This is a genomic window from Amycolatopsis sp. NPDC024027 (assembly GCF_040638975.1).
Classification (GTDB): domain Bacteria; phylum Actinomycetota; class Actinomycetes; order Mycobacteriales; family Pseudonocardiaceae; genus Amycolatopsis.
In genome coordinates this window covers 28,666-47,690 of sequence record NZ_JBEZYY010000018.1, presented here as the reverse complement: position 1 = coordinate 47,690, position 19,025 = coordinate 28,666, and the positions used below count along the sequence as shown (strand labels likewise).

Annotated in this window: 17 protein-coding genes; 7 read left to right on the top strand and 10 right to left on the bottom strand. The window is 72.6% G+C overall.

What is annotated here, in order from left to right; genetic code table 11:
* Positions 1–106: 106 nt before the first annotated feature.
* The 3 genes from AB0F52_RS35270 (at position 107) to AB0F52_RS35260 (ending at position 2,128) form a co-directional block, all read left to right on the top strand.
* On the top strand, positions 107–874 hold the full coding sequence (locus AB0F52_RS35270; RefSeq protein WP_360180397.1) for a transposase: 768 nt from the start codon (positions 107–109) through the stop codon (positions 872–874).
* Positions 875–1,072: 198 nt separating this feature from the next.
* A complete protein-coding gene (locus AB0F52_RS35265; RefSeq protein WP_360180702.1) occupies positions 1,073–1,606 on the top strand; it encodes a transposase in 534 nt (177 codons plus the stop codon).
* Positions 1,607–1,663: 57 nt separating this feature from the next.
* On the top strand, positions 1,664–2,128 hold the full coding sequence (locus AB0F52_RS35260; RefSeq protein WP_360180395.1) for a transposase: 465 nt from the start codon (positions 1,664–1,666) through the stop codon (positions 2,126–2,128).
* A 72-nt stretch (positions 2,129–2,200) separates the two neighbouring features.
* Here the strand turns inward: AB0F52_RS35260 and AB0F52_RS35255 are convergent, their stop codons facing one another.
* The 6 genes from AB0F52_RS35255 to AB0F52_RS35230 all read right to left on the bottom strand — a co-directional run bounded on the left by AB0F52_RS35255 (position 2,201) and on the right by AB0F52_RS35230 (position 7,533).
* A complete protein-coding gene (locus AB0F52_RS35255; RefSeq protein ID WP_360180700.1) occupies positions 2,201–2,743 on the bottom strand; it encodes a DUF5134 domain-containing protein in 543 nt (180 codons plus the stop codon).
* An 88-nt stretch (positions 2,744–2,831) separates the two neighbouring features.
* On the bottom strand, positions 2,832–4,001 hold the full coding sequence (locus AB0F52_RS35250) for a lipid-transfer protein (RefSeq protein WP_360180393.1): 1,170 nt from the start codon (positions 3,999–4,001) through the stop codon (positions 2,832–2,834).
* Positions 3,998–4,384 (bottom strand): MaoC family dehydratase, encoded by a 387-nt coding sequence (locus AB0F52_RS35245; protein ID WP_360180391.1) that lies wholly within the window; start codon positions 4,382–4,384, stop codon positions 3,998–4,000. Before AB0F52_RS35245 ends, AB0F52_RS35250 begins: the two co-directional genes overlap by 4 nt.
* Complete coding sequence (locus AB0F52_RS35240) at positions 4,381–5,289, bottom strand: OB-fold domain-containing protein (protein WP_360180389.1); 909 nt, start codon at positions 5,287–5,289, stop codon at positions 4,381–4,383. Before AB0F52_RS35240 ends, AB0F52_RS35245 begins: the two co-directional genes overlap by 4 nt.
* Complete coding sequence (locus AB0F52_RS35235) at positions 5,286–6,440, bottom strand: acyl-CoA dehydrogenase family protein (protein ID WP_360180387.1); 1,155 nt, start codon at positions 6,438–6,440, stop codon at positions 5,286–5,288. Before AB0F52_RS35235 ends, AB0F52_RS35240 begins: the two co-directional genes overlap by 4 nt.
* A gap of 4 nt (positions 6,441–6,444) precedes the next feature.
* Positions 6,445–7,533 (bottom strand): acyl-CoA dehydrogenase family protein, encoded by a 1,089-nt coding sequence (locus AB0F52_RS35230; protein ID WP_360180385.1) that lies wholly within the window; start codon positions 7,531–7,533, stop codon positions 6,445–6,447.
* 88 nt (positions 7,534–7,621) lie between these two features.
* On the opposite strand from AB0F52_RS35230, the gene AB0F52_RS35225 reads away from it, so the two are divergent.
* Entirely contained in the window at positions 7,622–8,473 is an 852-nt protein-coding gene (locus AB0F52_RS35225) for an alpha/beta hydrolase (protein ID WP_360180383.1), read from the top strand.
* Complete coding sequence (locus AB0F52_RS35220; RefSeq protein ID WP_360180381.1) at positions 8,473–8,970, top strand: nitroreductase family deazaflavin-dependent oxidoreductase; 498 nt, start codon at positions 8,473–8,475, stop codon at positions 8,968–8,970. The genes AB0F52_RS35225 and AB0F52_RS35220 overlap by 1 nt, the downstream gene beginning before the upstream one ends.
* Here AB0F52_RS35220 and AB0F52_RS35215 read toward each other — a convergent pair.
* Entirely contained in the window at positions 8,954–10,339 is a 1,386-nt protein-coding gene (locus tag AB0F52_RS35215) for a wax ester/triacylglycerol synthase family O-acyltransferase (RefSeq protein ID WP_360180379.1), read from the bottom strand. The two genes, AB0F52_RS35220 and AB0F52_RS35215, sit on opposite strands and share 17 nt — an antisense overlap.
* A gap of 166 nt (positions 10,340–10,505) precedes the next feature.
* On the opposite strand from AB0F52_RS35215, the gene AB0F52_RS35210 reads away from it, so the two are divergent.
* On the top strand, positions 10,506–11,741 hold the full coding sequence (locus tag AB0F52_RS35210) for an alpha/beta hydrolase (protein ID WP_360180377.1): 1,236 nt from the start codon (positions 10,506–10,508) through the stop codon (positions 11,739–11,741).
* Positions 11,742–11,807: 66 nt separating this feature from the next.
* On the opposite strand, the gene AB0F52_RS35205 is transcribed toward AB0F52_RS35210, so the two are convergent.
* From AB0F52_RS35205 to AB0F52_RS35195, 3 genes are all read right to left on the bottom strand, one after another.
* Positions 11,808–12,968 (bottom strand): SWIM zinc finger family protein, encoded by a 1,161-nt coding sequence (locus AB0F52_RS35205; RefSeq protein ID WP_360180375.1) that lies wholly within the window; start codon positions 12,966–12,968, stop codon positions 11,808–11,810.
* A complete protein-coding gene (locus AB0F52_RS35200; protein WP_360180373.1) occupies positions 12,968–16,033 on the bottom strand; it encodes a DEAD/DEAH box helicase in 3,066 nt (1,021 codons plus the stop codon). The genes AB0F52_RS35205 and AB0F52_RS35200 overlap by 1 nt, the downstream gene beginning before the upstream one ends.
* Before the next feature lie 165 nt (positions 16,034–16,198).
* Positions 16,199–18,253, bottom strand: a complete 2,055-nt coding sequence (locus AB0F52_RS35195) for an acyl-CoA dehydrogenase family protein (protein WP_360180371.1) — start codon at positions 18,251–18,253, stop codon at positions 16,199–16,201.
* 142 nt (positions 18,254–18,395) lie between these two features.
* On the opposite strand from AB0F52_RS35195, the gene kstR reads away from it, so the two are divergent.
* Positions 18,396–19,022, top strand: coding sequence for a cholesterol catabolism transcriptional regulator KstR (gene kstR, locus AB0F52_RS35190; RefSeq protein ID WP_360180369.1), 627 nt, complete (start codon positions 18,396–18,398; stop codon positions 19,020–19,022).
* Positions 19,023–19,025 lie beyond the last annotated feature (3 nt).

Sequence of the window (19,025 nt, the reverse complement as noted above, 5' to 3'; positions counted from 1 at the left end):
GCCACGCTGCCCGGAATTGTCGGTGCCCTCCGGTAACGTGAAATCCGGGGGGCCCGTTACCTTTTTCGTGGCTCCCGTCCAGGGAGTTGTGGTCACCAGGCCCGGCATGACTAGCGCCCCCAGTCGAGCCCATGATCCGGGGGGTGGTGTCACCGGGTCTGGGATGAGACCTACCGGTTGGTGGCCGTGTCCCTGTCAGCGGTCGGTCGATGCCACGCTGCCCAACAGCGAGCCGAAGCTGCGGGCCCTGTTCGACAAGCTCGCCGGGCACGGACCACTGCTGGTCGTGGTCGATCAACCGGCCACGATCGGGGCCATTGCCGGTCGCGGTCGCCCGCGCCGCCGGGCACCAGGTGGCCTACCTGCCCGGACTGGCGATGCGCCGCATCGCCGACCTCAACCGCGGCCGCACGAAACCGACGCCCGGGATGCGTTCGTCATCGCCGACACCGCCCGCTCCCTTCCCCACACCCTCCGCCCAGTCGACGTCGGCCCAGGCACCGCCGCCGCCGACACGGTCTTGCCCCGACTGGCCGACAGCCTCAAAACGATTCTCCTGCAACGCAAACAGGTTGCCGAGCCGGTCGAGGGGATACCCGATGCGCACCCTCTTGCCGGGATCCTGACCTCGATGCCCGGCATCGGCGTCAGGACCGCAGCCCGCATCCTCCTCGAAGTCGGCGGTCACCCGAAGCTCCGGCACCAGCATCAAAGGCGAGCACCCGGCCCGCACCGGCAACCGCCAGCTCAAACGCGCGTTCTTCCTCGCCGCGTTCGCAGCGCTGTCCGACCCGACCAGCGGCTTGACAACCACTGTGAGACTGCGTGGGCAGCCTGGTGGTCGCTGTCAGGATGGTCCGGCGGTGCGGGATGACTCGTTGACAAACTGGCCGTCCCAGAACGTGCCTTGCCTATGACACGTCTCCCAAGCCGTTCGGGCCGGCCTGGCCCACCCAGTGGCCTGATAAGCAGCCCGTCCGCCCACTCGGCGTGACTCGTCACAGTTTCGCCTGGGTGCCCACCACGGCCGACGCCCACGACAACGTCGCCTGCTGGAAGGGACCGCGTGACCATGCTGTTCGAGTCAATCGAAGGCGTCATCGGCGTCGACACCCACCGCGACACCCTCGCCGCGGCCGCGGTCACCGCGGTCGGCGCAACGCTCGGACACGCCGAAGCCCCGGCCAGCGCCGAGGGCTACCAGCAACTGCTGGACTTCGCCCGAACACAGGTGCCTGACCGGCGGTGCTGGGCCGTCGAAGGAACCAGCAGCTACGGCGCCGGACTCACCGCATTCCTCACCGAACAAGGCGAAAGGGTCGTCGAAGTCTGCCGACCCAAGCGCCCACCACGGCGCGGCGCCCGTAAAAGCGACGCCCTCGATGCCGTCCGAGCCGCCCGGGAAATCCTCAGCAGCGACCGCCTGATCGAACCGCGCAGCCGCGGGCAGCGCGAAGCCCTGCGCGTCCTGCTCAGCACACGGGCCGGCGCGGTCTCCGCCCGCACCGCTGCGATCAACCACCTCAAGGCGCTGATCGTCTCCGCACCCGAGAACCTCCGCGCGGAACTGCGAGGCCAGACCAGCGACGCTCAGATCAGCTACTGAGCGAAACTGCGCGACCGGCCCGCCCAGGACCTCGAGCACCGCACGACCGTCCGGGCGATGCGCTCCACCGCCCACCGCATCCAAACACTCAAGACCGAAGCAAACGAGCTCGAACGCGACATCACACGCCTGGTCAACGACGTCCACCCCGAGCTGGCACAGCTGCCCGGCGTCGGCGCCCTCAGCGCCGCACAAATCTTGATCAGCTGGTCCCACTACGGCCGGCTTCGCTCCGAAGCCGCCTTCGCCAGCCTCGCCGGCGCCGCACCGATCCCTGCTTCCTCAGGCCTGACCAACCGCCACCGCCTCAACCGAGGTGGCGATCGCCAACTGAACCGGGCGCTGCGCACCGTCGTGCTGACCCGCAGCCGGATCGACCCCGCGACGCGCGCCTACATCACCCGCCGACTGGCCGAGGGCAAGACCCTCCGAGAGATCAAACGCTGTCTCAAACGGATCATCGCCCGCCAGCTCTTCCGCACCCTCCAGCAACACCACTCGTCAACCCTTGACGCCACATAGCAGCGTCATAGGGACACCCCCAGGCCGGGGACCTCTCGTGCCGCACCACAAAGCAGCGGCACAAAGCTGTGCTCACAAGGCCGAGGCCAGCAGCATGTAGCCCATCCCGGCGCCCATCACCGTCCGGCACACCGCCCGCGACGCCTGGCCCGGATCCGCCAGCGCCGATCCGCGGACCACCAGCACCCCGGACCACGCCGCGTCGGCCACGAAATATCCCGCCGCCACCACCGCTATCAGCGGCAACGCCAGCCGGGCGTCCATGGCGGACATCGTCAGCCACGGGCCGTGGTCCATCCCGCCGTGCGGCATCGCCGTCACCGTGTAGAGCATCGCCGCCGCCGACAACGCGTGGTGGGCGCAGGTGCGGGTGCGCCACCAGGCCACCGCGAACCAGCCCGTCGTCAGCGCCAGGACAGCCTGCCAGCCCGCCGCCGGGATCGGGCCGCCGACCGGGGAGAACATCGCGACCATCGCCACCACCAGCAGCAGTTCCGCCAGGTCGCCGTGGCGGACGCGGTGGCCCAGGCGCGCGTAGTCGAGGCGGACCAGCCGCAGCACGCAGGGCAGCGCCAGCGCCGCGAACACCGCCGTGAGCGCCCAGTCGACGACCATCGCCAGTTCGGCCTCACTCTCCGTCGCAGGTGGTGTCTCCACCGTGACACCCACGCCGGTCGGGCACCAGCCGTCATTGAGGTGACACTCAGTCACCCGTCAGGATGAGTCCGCTCGTCGGCACGCCCGTCCCCGCCGTGACCAGCACCCGGGCCGCGCCCTCGACCTGGTTGGCCGCCGTGCCGCGCACCTGGCGGACGCCCTCCGCGATGCCGTTCATGCCGTGGATGTACGCCTCGCCGAGCTGGCCGCCGTGCGGGTTGAGCGGCAGCGCGCCGTCGAGCTCCAGCGCGCCGTCGGCGATGAAGTCCTTCGCCTCGCCCCGGCCGCAGAACCCCAGTTCTTCCAGCTGCATCAGCACATACGGGGTGAAGTGGTCGTACAGCACCGCGACGTCCACATCGGACGGTGCCAGCCCCGACTGGCCCCACAGCTGCCGGCCCACGACGCCCATTTCCGGCAGCGCGGCCAGGTCGTCGCGGTAGTAGCTGGTCATCACGTACTGGTCGGGCCCGCTCCCCTGCGCCGCCGCCGCGATCACCGCGGGCGGCCGGGCGAGGTCCCGGGCCCGCTCCACGCTGGTGACGACCAGCGCGACGCCGCCGTCGCTCTCCTGGCAGCAGTCGAGCAGGTGCAGCGGCTCGGCCACCCAGCGTGACGCCTGGTGCTCCGCCAGGGTGATGGGCCGGCCGTGGAACCACGCGTTCGGGTTGGTCGCCGCGTGCTTGCGGTCGATGACCGCCACGCGCCCGAAGTCCTCGCTCGTCGCGCCGTAGTCGTGCAGATAACGCCGGGCCACCATGGCCACCGTCGCCGCCGGGGTCGCGATGCCCATCGGGTAGTGGAAGGCGTTGTCCACCCCCGAGGAGTTGACCTGGCCGGCCGCCGCGGACGACACCTGGCCGAAGCGGTGCCCGGACCGCTCGTTGAACGCCCGGTAGGCGACGACGACGTCCGCGACGCCGGTCGCCACCGCCATCGCGGCCTGCTGCACGGTCGCCGCCGCGGCACCGCCGCCGTAGTGGATGCGGCTGAAGAACTTCAGTTCGGGGATCCCCAGTTCGCGCGCGACGGCGATCTCCGCGTTGCCGTCCATGGTGAACGACACCAGACCGTCCACGTCGGACGACGACAGTCCCGCGTCGGCGAGGGCGTGGGAGATGCATTCGGCCGCCAGCCGCAGCTCGCTGCGCCCGGAGTCCTTGGAAAACTCCGTCGCGCCGATCCCGGCGATGGCCGCCTTCCCGGAGAGCGTCACGGCAACGTCACCTCCACGGTCCCGGCGACGTGCTCACCGAGACTGTCCACACCGGACACGGAGACGACGACGTCGTTGCCCGCACGGGAGACCACCCGGCCGGTGAACGTCAGCGTGTCGTAGGCGTAGCAGGGCACGCCGAGCCGGATCTTGATCGACCGGATCAGCGCCTCGGGCCCGGCCCACTCCGAGACGAACCGCTGGACCAGCCCGGTGTCGGTGAGGATGTTGAGGAAGATGTCCTTCGAGCCGCGGGCCACGGCCGAGTCGCGGTCGTGGTGGACGTCCTGGAAGTCACGGGTGGCCAGCGCCGTGCTGACGACGAACGTCGGCGTCGCCTCGATCGTCAGCGGCGGCAGCTCGGTCCCTTCGGCGACGGTCATCGGGCCACCTTCCACGCGGGCAGGGTCAGGTCGTCGTCGACCCGGACGAACGCCGCGACGACCGGGAGTCCGATGTGGACCTCCGACGGCGGCACGTCCAGGAGCTCGGCCATCACGCGGACCCCTTCTTCCAGTTCCACCAGGGCCACGACGAACGGGAGTTCCTTGCCCGGCACCGGCGGGTGGTGGTGCACGACGAAGGAGTACACGGTCCCCCGGCCACTGGCGACGACGTAGTCGGGCTTGGTGTCCAGCGAGCCGTCGGGCGGCATCGGCCCCGGCGGGTGCCGCAGCGTCTCGCCCCAGCGCTGGATCCGCAGCTCCCCCTCGCGAAGGCCGTCCCAGAAGAACTCCGTGTCCCGGCTGATCACCGGCCGCAGCACCGGCGCCGGCGGCGGCTTCGGGGCGGGCGGGCGGAACTTCAGGACCCGGAACACCATCTCGGCCACGGCTTCGGAGCCGACGGACCAGGTCGTCCGGGTGGTGACGAACCAGCCCTCCCCCAGCGCCGTCCGCTTCGGGCCGACGACCGTCTCCAGGCGGGTCGCCGCCGCGACGTGTTCACCCGGCCGCAGGTAGCGGTGGTAGGTCTGTTCGGAGTTCGTGGCCACCACGGAGGTGAACCCGGCCTCGTCGAGCACGGCCATCATCGCGCCGAGCGGGTCGTCGTCGGCCCGGCTGCCGTGCAGGCCGTTCATCGTCCACACCTGGGCCATCGCGGGCGGCGCAACCAGTCCCTTGTGGACGCTGGCGGCGGCGTACTCCGGGTCGGTGTAGACCGGGTTGCGGTCGCCGATCGCCTCGACCCAGTTGTTCACCATGGCCTGGTTGACGGGGTCCCGGGCGAGCCGCGGCGAGGACTCCCCCTGCGCGGCGATCGCGGCGGCGGCTTCTTCGATGGTCATCGCGGCACCCTCGGCAGGCCCAGGCCGATCGAGGCGATCAGCTCCCGTTGGATTTCGCTGACACCGCCGCCGAAGGTCAGCACGATGTTGCGCTTGGCGGTGAGGTCGAGCCAGTCCGCCAGCTCGGCGGTGTCCGGATCGGCCAGGTCGCCGTGGCGCGCGACGACTTCCTCGAGGTTCCGGCCGATCCGCTGGATGGCCTCCGAGCTGAACACCTTGGTCGCCGACGCGTCGGCCACGCCGACCGGCGCACTCGCTGCGGACACCGCGACCTGCCAGTTCAGCAGTTCGTTCACCCGGGTCACGGCCATCGCCTCGGCGAGCACGGCCCGCACGTCGGCGAGGTCCAGCAGGCCGTGCGCGCTCGCCCACGCGTGCACGCGGTCGTACAGGCCGCCGATCCGCCCGGCCGGCCCGAGCATGACGCGCTCGTGGTTGAGCTGCGTCGTGATCAGCCGCCAGCCCGCATTTTCCTGTCCCACCAGGCGGTTCGCCGGCACGCGGACGTCCGAATAGTACGTCGCGTTGACGTGGTGGGCGCCGTCGCAGGTGATGATCGGCGTCCACGAGTAGCCGGGATCGCTCGTGTCGACGATGAGGATCGAGATGCCCTTGTGCTTCGGCGCGTCCGGCGCGGTCCGCACGGCGAGCCAGACGTAGTCGGCGTCGTGCCCGCCGGTGGTGAAGATCTTCTGGCCGTTGACGACGTATTCGTCGCCGTCGCGCACCGCGGTCGTCCGCAGCGACGCGAGGTCCGTGCCCGCTTCCGGTTCGCTGTAGCCGATCGCGAAGTGGATCTCCCCGGCCAGGATCTTCGGCAGGAAGAAGGACTTCTGCTCGTCCGTGCCGAACTCCTGCAGCGTCGGCCCGACCGTCTGGAGCGTGACCGAGGGCAGCTGGACGTCGGCGCGCGCGGCCTCGTCGACGAAGAGGTGCTGTTCGATCCCGCCGAAGCCCTGGCCGCCGTACTCGACCGGCCAGCCGACGCCGAGCCGGCCGTCGCGGCCCATCCGGCGGACGATCTCGCGGAACACCGGCCCGTGCCGCTCGCGCCGCATCGCCTGGCGTTCCTCGGGGCTGATCAACCCGGCGAAGTATTCGCGCAGCTCGGCACGTAGCTGCTTTTGCGCGCTGGTCAGTTCGACGTGCATCCGCTCACCCCGCCACTCGTTCGCCGAGCCGGCCGAGCCGGTGCGCGGCCCCGCCCAGCGTCCGGCCGAGATCCTTGACCGCCGACGAATACCGGTGCAGTGGGTAGGTTTCGTCGACGCCGACCCCGCCGTGCAGGTGGTGGCAGGTCGCCAGCGCTTCCGGGGCCCGCGAGGCGAACCAGTAGGCGGCGACGTCCAGGTCGGCGTCGGCGTCGAGTCCCGAAGCCAGCCGCCACACCGCGGACGTCACGGCGAGGTGCACGGTCCGTGCGGCCACGTAGACGTCGGCGATCTGGCCCGCCACGGCCTGGAAGGCGGAGAGGGGCCGGCCGAACTGGGTCCGCTCGCCGACGTGCTTGACGGTCAGCGCCAACGCGCCGGCCAGGAGGCCGTCGCCGAGGGCCAGCGCGCCGGCCAGCGCGAACCGGTGCAGTGCCGCCACGGCACCGCGGTCGAACAGGAGGTCCGTTTCCTCGACGGCGACGTCGTCGAGCCGGACGGTGTACTCCGGTGTCCCGGACGAGGTGGGCGTCGGGACGAGCGTGACGCCGTCGGCGTGCGGGTCGACGAGGTAGACGGCGCTGCCGTGCGCGGTGGTCACCGGGGTGAGGATCCGGGTGGCTTCGGCGGCGTACGGTACCGCGGTCTTCACGCCGCTGAGCAGCCACTTCCCGTCTCCGGCCCGCGCGGTCGCGGCGGGCTCGGCGACCAGGGGCGCGGAGGGCTCGTTCAGGGCGGCGGTGAGCAGTGCCTCCCCGGCCGCGACCGGCGGCAGCAACTCCGCGCGCTGGGCCGGGGTCCCGAGCGACTCGATCGGCAGGATCCCCAGGGCGAGCGCGGCGTACGCGGGCACCGGCGCGGCGGCCCGGCCGACCTCGGTCAGGACCTGGGCGACCTCGGCAACGCCCAGACCGTCGCCTTCCAGCTCCGGGGGCAGCGCCAAGGCGAGCAAGCCCGCCGAAGCGAGGGCGCGCCAGGGGCCGCCCTCCACCGCCCGCTGCGGGGGATCGCCTCCCGGGCTCCGGAAGTCACCGAGCACTTTCGCGGCGAGGGCGGCGATCTCGGTCTGCGTATCGTCAAGGGCGAAGTCCACGCCTGTCCTCCGGATCGGGCGCAATATTGAAACCTGTTCTAGTCTTAACCGGAAAGGGCGGCCACGGCAACCCCCGGGGGTGGGCGGAATGGCGGGGAGACGGCGGCGGATCACCGTGCCGCCGACCGCGGGCGTGCCCGAGCCGGCCACCCTGGACCTGCCCGGCCGCGGCCGCACCGTGGTCACCGACGTCGGGCCGCGGGACGCGCCCCCGCTCTTCCTGCTGCATTCGGTGGCCTGCACGGGCCTGCTGACCTGGTATCCGGCGCTCACACGGCTGGCGCGGCGGCACCGCGTCGTCGTGTTCGACCAGCGGTGGCACGGCCGGGGCATCCGCTCGCGGGAGTTCCGGCTCGCCGACTGCGCGGACGACGTCACCGCCGTCGCGGACGCGCTCGGGGTCGGCCGGTTCGCCCTCGCGGGGTACTCGATGGGCGGACTGGTGGCGCAGCTCGTGGCCCGCGCCGAACCAGAACGTGTTACCGGGCTGGTGCTGTGCTCGACCGCGGGCCACTTCGGCCGCGGGCTGCGGCAGCGCGTCGCCCTCGAGGTCTTCGGCCGGACGCTACGGCGGCTGCGCGAGCACGTGCCGCCGCCGGCCGTGCCCGCCGCGCTCCCCCGCGAACGCCTCGCCGACCACCGGTGGGGGCTGCGGGAGTTCCGGTCGACGACGCCGTGGGCGATCGCGGTCGCGGTCGACGAGATCGGCCGGTTCGACTCGACGCCGTGGCTGCACACGCTGCGGCTGCCGGCCGCGGTCGTCGTGACCGCCCGCGACCGGTTCATCGCCCCCGCCCACCAGCGCTCCCTGGCCCGCCGGATCCCCGGCGCGGCCACCTACGAGGTCGCGGCCGGGCACGCGGCCTGCGTGCTGGCGGCCGACCGCTGGGTGCCCGCCCTGCTCGCCGCGGTCCACTCCCTCCGAGGAAGGAACTCCTGATGGGACGCTTCAGCCTGCCCGACCAGAAGCCCGGCGGCCTCGACTCGCCGGTGACGGCGAAGGTGATGAAGTACGCGGCGAAGGCGCAGGTGGCCGTCTTCCGGCTGACCGGCGGCCGGGTCGGCAGCACGTGGCGGATCGGGGCGGGGTTCCGCAAGCCCGTGCCGACGCTGCTGCTGGAACACCGCGGCCGCAAGTCCGGGCGCCGGTTCACCACCCCGCTGCTCTACCTGCGAGCCGGCGACGACGTCGTCGTCGTCGGCTCGCAGGGCGGGCTGCCGCGGCACCCGCAGTGGTACCGCAACCTGCTGGCGCACCCCGAAACCCGCATCGACCTCAAGGGCCGTCGCGGCGTCCCGGTCACGGCCCGGGTCGCCGGGCCTCCGGAACGCGCCGAGCTCTGGCCGCGGCTGGTCGAGCTGTACGCGGATTTCGCCAAGTACCAGGCCTGGACCGAGCGGGAGATCCCGGTCGTGGTGCTCAGCCCGCGGCTTTGAGCAGTTCGGCGAGCGCGTCCGGGAGCGCGTCGGCGAGCGGCCACAGGTCCTTGACCAGCTCCCGCGCGCCGAGCAGGCCGACGTGCAGCTTCCCCGCGTTGGACAGCACCGTGACGTTCAGCCCGGCGCCGTGGAAGACCGGGCCGAGCGGGTAGAAGCCGGTGATCCGCGCGCCCAGGAAGTACAGCGGCATCGGCGGGCCGGGCACGTTGGAGACGACCAGGTTGTGCACCACCGGGTGCTTTTCGGCCAGGCGCAGCGCCGAATAGGCGCGCACGGCGAGCCCGAACGCCGTCGCGGCGGAGAACTGCGCCCAATCCTGCAGCATGTCGGCGTCGATGTCGTGGTGGTGGTCCTTCGAGCGCCGGTTGGCCTCGGCGAGGAAGAACACCCGGGCGGCCGGGTCGGGCAGGTGCGTCGGCAGGGAGGCGAAGAACGCCGAGACCTTGTTGCTGCCGTGCTCGCGTTCGGTCCGGTCGTGCACCGAGACCGGGACGGTCGCCACCAGCGGATCCTCCGGCAGTTCCCCGCGCGCGACGAGGAACTCCCGCAGCGCCCCGGCGACGAGCGCGAGCACGACGTCGTTCACCGTCACCCCGAAGGCGTTCTTGACGTCCTTGACGTCGGCGAGGTCGAGCTGGGCGAAGGCGACGCTGCGGTGCCCGGTGATCGTGCCGTTCAGCGACGTCCTCGGCGCGGTGAACGGAACCGGCATTCCCTTGCCGCGCAACGCCCGGCCGACCCACCGCGGCACCAGCCCGAGGAGGTCGGGCAGCAGCCGCGCGACCTCGGCGGGGCGCTTCACGACGCTCTCGACCCCGGAGCGGAGCAGGTCCAGCGGCGAGGGCAGCGCGGCGTTCCGGTGCTCCTCGATCTCCGGCATCGGCCCGTCCGGTTCGAGCCCGGCGAGGTAGGTGATCAGGCTGGCGCCGCTGACGCCGTCGACGCTCGCGTGGTGCATCTTGAGCAGCACGGCGAGCCGGCCGTCGGCCAGGCCTTCGATGACGTACAGCTGCCACAGCGGGTGCGCGCGGTCGAGCTGCTGCCCGGCGATGTGGGCGCAGAGCGCGGCCAGCTCGGCGCGGTCGCCGGGGGCGGGCACGCCGATGCGGTGCACGTGGTGGTCGAGGTCGAAGTCTTCGTCTTCGACCCAGACGGGGTGACTGAGGTTCCAGAGTGGATTGTGCAGTTTGCGGCGGAACGCCGGGATCATCCGGACGCGCTCGTCGAGGCTTTCCTGGAGCTTCGCGAAGCTGTAGCCGCCGGGAACGGTCGAGCCGTCGAGGATGAGCAGCCCGCAGACGTGCAGGACCTGCGACGACGTCTCGAGGTAGAGGAAACTCGCGTCGAGGCCGCTCAGTCTCTGCATGGCGCCAGGGTAGGCCACTTCCCGTGAGCGGCCCGTCACCAATCCGGCCAAAAGCAGGCCGGCCCCCGAGCGACAAGCAACCGTTGCCACGAAGCCATCCGGCCGTGACTGTGGTCGGGTCGGTGACCGACGACACAGCACCCTACTCGCCGGTACCATCGCGGTGGTGCAGCCGAATTTCCTGATCCGTCGCGCGGTCCAGCTCGGTCTCACCGCCAACGCCCTCCGCCCGCTGCGGGCCCGGTCCACCACGATCCCGGTGTTCTTCGCCGGGTGGCTGACCGGCGAGCTGGCGCCCCAGTTCCTGGCTTTGACGGCGGCGGATTCCCTGCTCCACGTGGCACGCCACGGCACCGGCGACCGCTCGACGAAGGCGGGCCTGGCGATGGCCGCCGCGTCCGCCGCCGGGCTGGCCGCGCTGATCCGCACCGGGCACGGCGCCCGCGAGGAGATCGAGAACGCGCTGACGTCGGCGCTGGGCGACGACTACGCCTCGGAGCTGGGCCGCTCGGACCTGGGCCTGCCGTGGGGTGAGCTGGCGCTGCCGTTCCGGATGGGCGCGCCCGACGTCCGCATCGACCGCAACATCGCGTACGCCCCGGGCGGCAAGCGGTTCCTGCTGGACGTCTACCGCCCTGCCGAGCCGGTTTCGGGCGCGCCGGTGCTGCTGCAGGTCCACGGCGGCGCGTGGGTGATCGGCAACAAAGAGGAGCAGGGCCGGCCGCTGATGCGCTACCTGGCCCGCCGAGGCTGGGTGTGCGTCGCGATCAACTACCCGCTGTCACCGGCACACCGCTGGCCGGCGCACATCGTCGCGGCGAAGCAGGCGCTGGCGTGGATCCGCTCATCGATCACTTCGTACGGCGGCGACCCCCGGTTCGTGGCGGTGACGGGCGGCTCGGCGGGCGGCCACCTGTCGGCGCTGCTGGCGTTGTCGCAGAACGACCCGGCGTTGCAGCCGGGTTTCGAGGACACGGACACGAGCATCCAGGCATGCGTCCCCCACTACGGGGTGTACGACTTCGCGGCGACGTCCGGCGCACCGGCGAGCAAGTACCGGCTGGAGAGCCTGATCGCCCGCCGCGTGTTCGCGCCGGACCGCGACCCGGTGGCGCACTTGGACGACTACATCGCGGCGTCCCCGCTGGATCGGATCACCTCGGACGCACCGCCGTTCTTCGTGATCCACGGCCGGGACGATTCGCTGGTCCCGGTACGGGAGGCGCGCGAGTTCGTCTCGCGGCTGCGCGAGAAGTCGAGGCAGCCGGTGGCGTATGCGGAGCTGGCGGGGGCACAGCACGCGTTCGACGTGTTCACGTCGGTGCGTTCGGCGCACGTGGTCCGCGGGGTCGCGCGGTTCCTGGACCACACGTACAACGCCTGGAAGGCCGAGCACCGGTAAGCGCCTGCGCGTCCAGGCCACCTTGGGTGCGTTGGGGCGCTTGGGGGGCCTGGTCCGGCGGGCAGGTCAGTAGGCGAGGTCCACCGGGCTTGCCGAAGGTGGGCCGTCGAGGCGCCACTCCGGTCCTTCGCGGACGAAGCGGTACCAGCGTGCGTCGCGGCCGTAGCGCAGTTGCAGCTCTCCGTGGGTCACTCGGTTGCGCCAGATCTTCGGCTTGCCCGGGAGGCCCGCGTCGGCCAGGAGCGACTCGGCTTCCGTGAGGGGTCCCGGGCCGGGCTGCCAGGTCTCTCGCAGGGCCGCCAAGCCGCCGCGGCCCGCTTCGCGCCAGGCCTCCGCCCAGCGGACCAGGTCTCGGGGAGACACCCCCGCCGTCGTGGCCAGGGCGGTGATCTCCGCGCCGGACCGGCCGGCCGCTCGGCGGGCGAGGTCTTCGTCGAACGTCAGCTCCGCCGCCGTCGGTCCGCCGGTCAGGAGGTCGCGGGCGAGGGAGGCCGCGTCCGCTGCTAGGGCGGACAGCGCCGCCGCCGTCCAGCCCGTGCCCGGGGGCGGGTCGAGGTCCAGGACCGCCGGTGGCCCGGGTACCCGCGGTGGCGGCGGCAGCGCGGGGATCGCGCCCGGCCGTCGCGCGTAGGCGGCGCGGGGGGTCAGTCCTTCATCGACGCGCTTCGGGAGCTTCGGTTTCTCGCCGCGCGCCGGCGACCGGCGGGCTCGGAGCTCGGCCAGCACGTCGGCCCGCGGGCGCCCGCGCAGCAGGAAGAGCGTGAACGGGTCGCGGTCCACCTCGTCGGCGACCAGGTAGTACACCGCGGCGACGTGCTTGCACGGGTTCGCCGAGTCCGGGCACGAACACCGCGGCCGCAGGTCGCCCGGGCCCGGCAGCAGGTCGACACCCGCTTCGCGCGCCTGCTCGGTGAGCGCGCCCGGCAGCTCGCCGTCGAGCAGCGCCGCCGCGTGACCGAGCTGGGTGCCGACCACGCCGAGCAGCTTGTCCCACTCGCCGTCGGTGAAGGTGCGCATCGTGATCGTCACTTTGTACGGCTCCGGCCGGCTGCCCCGCACCCGGGCGCTGACCGCGCCGGCCCCGGCGTGCAGCTCGCTGACCGTGCCCTTCCGCGCGTACGTCCGCCCTCGGGGCAGCCGGTTCGGGTCGAGCTTCGCGCGCTGCTCCAGCGCCTCGACCCAGGCCCGGCCCCACCACGTCGTGCCGAAGTTCCGCCTCGGTGGCATCACCCGCTCCCGAGCCGGACCAGATCGGCGAGCTCGTCGTCGGACAGTTCGGTGATCCAGTCCTCCCCCGCTCCGACGATCGATTCGGCGAGGCCCCGTTTCTTTTCGAGGACCTGCGCGATCCGCTCCTCGAGGGTGCCTTCGGCGATCAGCCGGTGCACCTGGACCGGCCTGTCCTGCCCGATCCGGTACGCGCGGTCGGTGGCCTGGTCCTCCACCGCCGGGTTCCACCAGCGGTCGTAGTGGATCACGTGGGTGGCCCGGGTCAGGTTGAGCCCGACGCCGCCCGCCTTGAGCGAGAGCAGGAAAACCGGGATCTCGCCGGCCTGGAACCGGTCGACCATGTCCTGCCGCTTCGCCGGCGAACTGGCTCCGGAGAGCAGTTCGGTGGGCAGCCCACGGTCCTTGAGCCGCCGCTCGAGCAGGCGGCACAGCTGGACGTACTGGCTGAACACCAGGACGCTTTCGCCCTCGTCGAGGATCACGTCCAGCAGTTCTTCGAACGCCGCGAGCTTGCCGGAGCGGCCGGTGAGCGCGCCGTGCGGTTCCTTGAGGAACTGCGCCGGGTGGTTGCAGATCTGCTTGAGCTCGGTGAGCAGCTGCAGCACCTGCCCGCGCCGCTTGATGCCCTGCGTTTCCCGGATTTCGGCGAGGTTTTCGCGCACGACGGCCTCGTAGAGCGTGGTCTGCTCGGCGGTCAGCGGGACGAACCGGTCGGTCTCGGTCTTGCGCGGCAGTTCCGGGGCGATGTCCGGGTCGGACTTGCGCCGCCGCAGCAGGAACGGCCGGACGGTGGTGGCCAGCCGCTCGGTGACCGCCTTGTCGCGGTCGCGTTCGATCGGCCGCGCGACGGTGCGGCGGAAGCGATCGAGCGGGCCGAGCAGGCCGGGCGTCGTCCAGTCCACAATGGACCACAGTTCGGTGAGCCGGTTTTCGACCGGGGTGCCGGTGAGGGCGACCTTGGCTTGCGCGGGCACCTTGCGCAGTTCCTTGGCCGTGGCGGAGAGCGGGTTCTTGACGTGCTGGGCCTCGTCGGCCGCGATCAGCCCCCAGACCACTTCGGACAGCGTTTCGCGATCGCGGCGGAGGACGCCGTACGTGGCCAGGACGACCTCGTCGGGCGCGAGGTCGTCGAGGTGGCGGCCGCCGCCGTGGAACCGGCGGACGGGGATTTCCGGGGCGAAGCGGGCGAACTCGCGCTCCCAGTTGCCGAGGAGGGAGGTGGGACAGAGGACGAGGGTGGGGCCACCGCCTCGCCGGGGCGCGGGGTCGGCGAGCTCGGCACCGGCGGACGGCACCTCGCCACCGGCCGGCAGCGGCTCCCCGCCGTCGGCCGGCTGATGCCCGTCGCCGCCGGCCTCCACCGCACCGTCCGCCGACGAAGACTCCGCGCTCAACGACAGCGCACCGTCCATTGTCGGGAGCCCACCGCCGCCGAGCGCCACCCCACCAGCCACCGGCGCAAGCTCACCACCGCTAGGCGCCACCGCACCAGCCGCCGCAAGCCCACTGCCGCCAAGCGCCACCGCGCCGTCCGCCGACAAAGACTTCGAGCCCGGCGGCAATGCACCGGACCTCGCCAGGTCCCGGCGGTGCAGGTGGAGGGCGATCAGCTGGATCGTCTTGCCCAGGCCCATGTCGTCGGCCAGGCAAGCACCCAGCCCCAGGCCCGTCATCGTCGCCAGCCAGGACAGCCCCGCCTGCTGGTACGGGCGCAGCGTCGCGTGCAACCCCGGCGGTGGCGCCACCAGGGCGTCCGCCCGGTCGCGGATGCGCGAAGCCAGCCCGCCCAGCGCCGGTGGTGCCGCGAACTCGACGCGTTCGCCGTCGAGCTCCAGCTCGCCCGTCAACGCCGCGGCCAGGGCCTCGCCCGCGTCCAGCTTGCGGGTCCGGCCCCGCACCCGGGCCAGGAGCTGCGGATCGACCCGGACCCACTGGCCGCGCAGGCGGACCAACGGCCGCTTGGCTTCCGCGAGCGCCGCGACCTCGGCCTCGGTCAGCTGCTCGCCGCCCAGGCTCAGCTGCCAGCGGAACTCCAGCAGCGAACGCAGGGCGAACTCCGCGTCCGTGACGCTCGCCGGTGCCTGCGTCGCGCTCGCCTTCGCCTTCACCTCCGCCGCGAACAGCCCCTTCGACCAAAGCACCTCGATGCCGGCGCCGCCGAGGTCGCGGGCGCCGTCGGTGAGCAGGTCGACGACCTCTTCGTCGGACAGCTCCAGCGAAGCGGGCGTCGCCTGGCTCAGCACCCGGCCCAGCGGCGCCCAGGCCCGCGCGCCGCGGCGCAGGCCCAGCAGCAGCTGCGTCTCGACCTGGTCGCCGAGGCGGTTCAGGACCGCGTCCGGGGCGTCCCACAGCGTTGCCGCCTCCACCACCAGGCTCGGCTCGGCCATGCTGCGCACCGCCAGCACCCCGGCGAACGAGTCGTCGTCGAGGCCCTCGACCCGCAGGAGCACCTGGATCCCGCGGGGCTCGCGGGCCTCCAGCTCCGCCAGCCAGGCCGCACCGTCCGGGCCGAGCAGGGCCGGTTCACGGGCCGCGAACGCCGGATCGCCCGCGCCCACCGGGGCTGCCGGGCTGCGCACCAGCAGGTCGGCCGTCGCGTCCCAGAGCGCGCGGACCAGGGAATCCGGCGAGTGCAGGCGGATGCGTTTCAGCCCGGTCAAGGGCAGCGCATACGCCTCTGGTGGCAGCGCACCGGCCAGCCCTCGCAGCAGTTCTTCGTCGGCGGCGTCCAGCGGGCCGATCCGCCAGGCCGCCGCCCCGCCCGGCGAGGCGGCCGGGCGCAGCCGCCCCCGGGCGACGAGGTTCACCCCGGCGTTGACGGCCGCCGACCACGCCGCGACCGCCGGGCTGGCCTCCTCCCCCACCGACAGCAGCCGGGGCAGCGCCCGCTCCAGCGGGATCAGCTCGGCGTCGACCTTCGTCCGCGCGAACTTGGCTCCCCGGGGCAGCACGAGCTCGATCGTGGTCCCGCCGGCCACGTCGTCGCCCCACAGGGCCAGCACCCCGTCCCGCGGGGGATCCGCGGGGAGGTAGGTGGCCTGGGTGTCTGCGCTGAACTCCACGACCGCAACGCTAGAACACGACACCGACAGTTTTGCGCTCGGCGGCGCGAACGGGCCGTTCGCACCGTTGCACAACGCAACCCACCCGTGCGCCGAGGGGCATCACGCGTGCTTCAAGAGGCATCACGCGTGATTGGAGGGGCATCATGCGTGATTGGCGGGGCATCAGCCGCGGGGCAGGCCCAGCAGGCGTTCGGCGGTGAGGGAACGCAGGACCTGCGTCGTGCCGCCCGCGATCGAAAGGCAGCGGGTCAGCAGGAATTCGTGCTGCGGCGAGCCGTCGGCGAGCAGCGCGCCCGAGCCGGCCAGCTCCAGCGCGAACTCCGCCACCTCCTGCCGGTGCTGCACGCCGAGCAGCTTCCGGACGCTCGACTCCGCACCCGGGTCCTGGCCCTCCAGCCGGCGCAGGGCCGCCCGCAGGTCCAGCACCGACCCGGCGACCCCGTCGGCCACCAGGGAACCGAGCCGGTCCAGAGCGACGTCGTCCAGCACCGATGCGTCCACTGTGGACACCAGGGTCTGCACGCTCTCGCCGACCGCCGAACCGCTGCCGATGGCGACCCGCTCGTTGGCCAGCGTCGTGCGCGCCAGCCGCCAGCCGCCGCCCGGCGAGCCGACGACGTCGGCGTCCGGCACGAACACGTCGTCGAGGAACACCTCGTTGAACACGGCCTCGCCGGTGATCTCGCGCAGCGGCCGCGTCGTGATGCCGTCGGCGCGCATGTCGACCAGGAAGTACGTGATGCCCTTGTGCTTGGGCGCGTCCGGGTCGGTGCGGGCGAGGCAGATGCCCCAGTCGGCTTCGCGGGCCAGCGACGTCCACACCTTCTGCCCGGACAGCCGCCAGCCACCGTCGACGCGCCGGGCCGCCGTCCGCAGCGCCGCCAGGTCGGACCCGGCGCCGGGCTCGCTGAACAGCTGGCACCAGGTGAGCTCGCCGCGCAGGGTGGGCCGGGCGAACCGGGCGCGCTGCTCGTCGCTGCCGTGCTCGAGGATCGTCGGCACCGCCCACGCGCCGATCACCAGGTCCGGACGGCGGACACCGGCGGCCGCCAGCACGAAGTCGATCCGCAGCTGCTCCGCGGCATCGGCACCCCGGCCGTACGGCGCCGGCCAGTGCGGCGTCAGCAAGCCCGCGTCGGCCAGGGCGACGCGTTGCGACGCCGAGGGCAGCGCGGCGATCCGCGCGACCTCGTCCCGCAGCGCGGGATCGTCCCCGACGTCGACACCCAGCGTCCGCTCGGTCCCGGAAAGCGCCAGCGACGCCGCCCGCCGCCGCCACGATCCGCCGAGCCACTGCCGCAGGGCCACTGCCCGCCGCAGGTACAGGTGGGCGTCGTGCTCCCAGGTGAACCCGATCCCGCCGAGCACCTGGACGCAGTCCTTGGCGTTGGCGACGGCCGCGTCGAGGGCGACGACGGCCGCGCTCGCCACCGAAAGCGGGTGCTGACCGGAAGCCGCGTCCCAGGCCAGCGCTTCGGCGGCTTCGGCACGGCACAGCATCTCGGCGCACAGGTGCTTGATCGCCTGGAACGCCCCGATCGGCTTGCCGAACTGCTCGCGGACGCCCGCGTACTCGACGGCGATGGTCAGGCACCGTCGCGCCACGCCCGCCGCCTCGGCGGCCGCCAGGGTCGCCGCCAGTGGAACGACCGGCGGCAGGGTGAGGACATCGCCACGGACCCCCGAGAACCGGATCCGCGCCAGCGGCCGCGAGAAGTCGAACGCGGCCAGGGGCTCGACGCTCACCCCGGGCGTGCCGGGAGCGAGCAGGACGTGCCCACCGCCGGCCGGCACGAGCAGCCAGGTCCCGGCGTCCGCGCCGGGCACCGGCCCGGTGACGCCGTCGTCGAGCGACGGCGCGTCCAGCAGGACCGCGACCGTGGCCTCCCCCTCGGCCAGCGCCGGGAGCAGTTCCTTCGCCTGGGGGACGTCGGCGAGCAGCAGCCCGGCGAGCGCGGTGCTCAGCACCGGTCCGGGAACGAGTTCTTCCGCCGCCGCGGCGAGCCCGGCGGCGAGGTCGGCGACGCTGCCGCCGGCCCCGCCGGCCGCCGCGGGCAGCGCGACACCGAACAGGCCGAGCGCGGCGAAACCGGCCGGGATTCCCGCGCCGGAACCGGCTTCCGCGGCGTGCACCGCCTCGCGGGGGTGGTGCGCCGCGGACCAGGCGTGGATCGCCTGGGCCAGCGCGGCCTGTTCCTCGGTGAGCGCGACCGGCATGGGGCCTCCTCGCGGTTTCAGCGACACTACTCGCGAGTGTAGAACGTGTTACAGTTTTTCGGCCAGTGGGTCAGCTGTCGCGAGGTTCGCCAGGACAGGTAATCTACGTCGTGAACTGGAACAAGTTCCGAAGGACGGGGGAATGCCGATGCCAGGCAAAACCAAGGCCCGCGGCAACGGCCTGAGCGCGATCGGCGCGGACGAGCTCGGCTCGGCCGCCCAGCGCGACCGCCGCCGCCGGATCATCGACGCCACCCTCGCCCTCGCGTCGAAGGGTGGCTACGACGCCGTCCAGATGCGCGCCGTCGCCGAGAAGGCCGACGTCGCCCTCGGCACGCTGTACCGGTACTTCCCCTCGAAGATCCACCTGCTCGTCTCCGGGCTGGCCCGCGAGTTCGAGCGCGCGCAGGAGAAGCTCGAGCGCCAGGCCATCCCGGGCGAAACGCCCGCCGAGCGGCTGATGTTCGTGCTCGGCCGCAACACGCGCCTGATGCAGCGCGACCCGCACCTGACCGAGGCCATGGTCCGCGCGTTCATGTTCGCCGACACCTCCGCCGCCGCCGAGGTCGAGCAGGTCGGGCGGCTGATGGAGAACATGTTCGCCAAGGCGATGGGCATCGCCGAGCCGACCGAGGCCGACCGGGACATCTTCCACGTGGTCGCCGACGTCTGGATGGCGAACCTGGTCGCGTGGGTGACCCGCCGCGCCTCGGCGGCCGACGTCGCCAACCGCCTCGAACTGTCGGTGCACCTGCTGCTCGACAAGTAACCG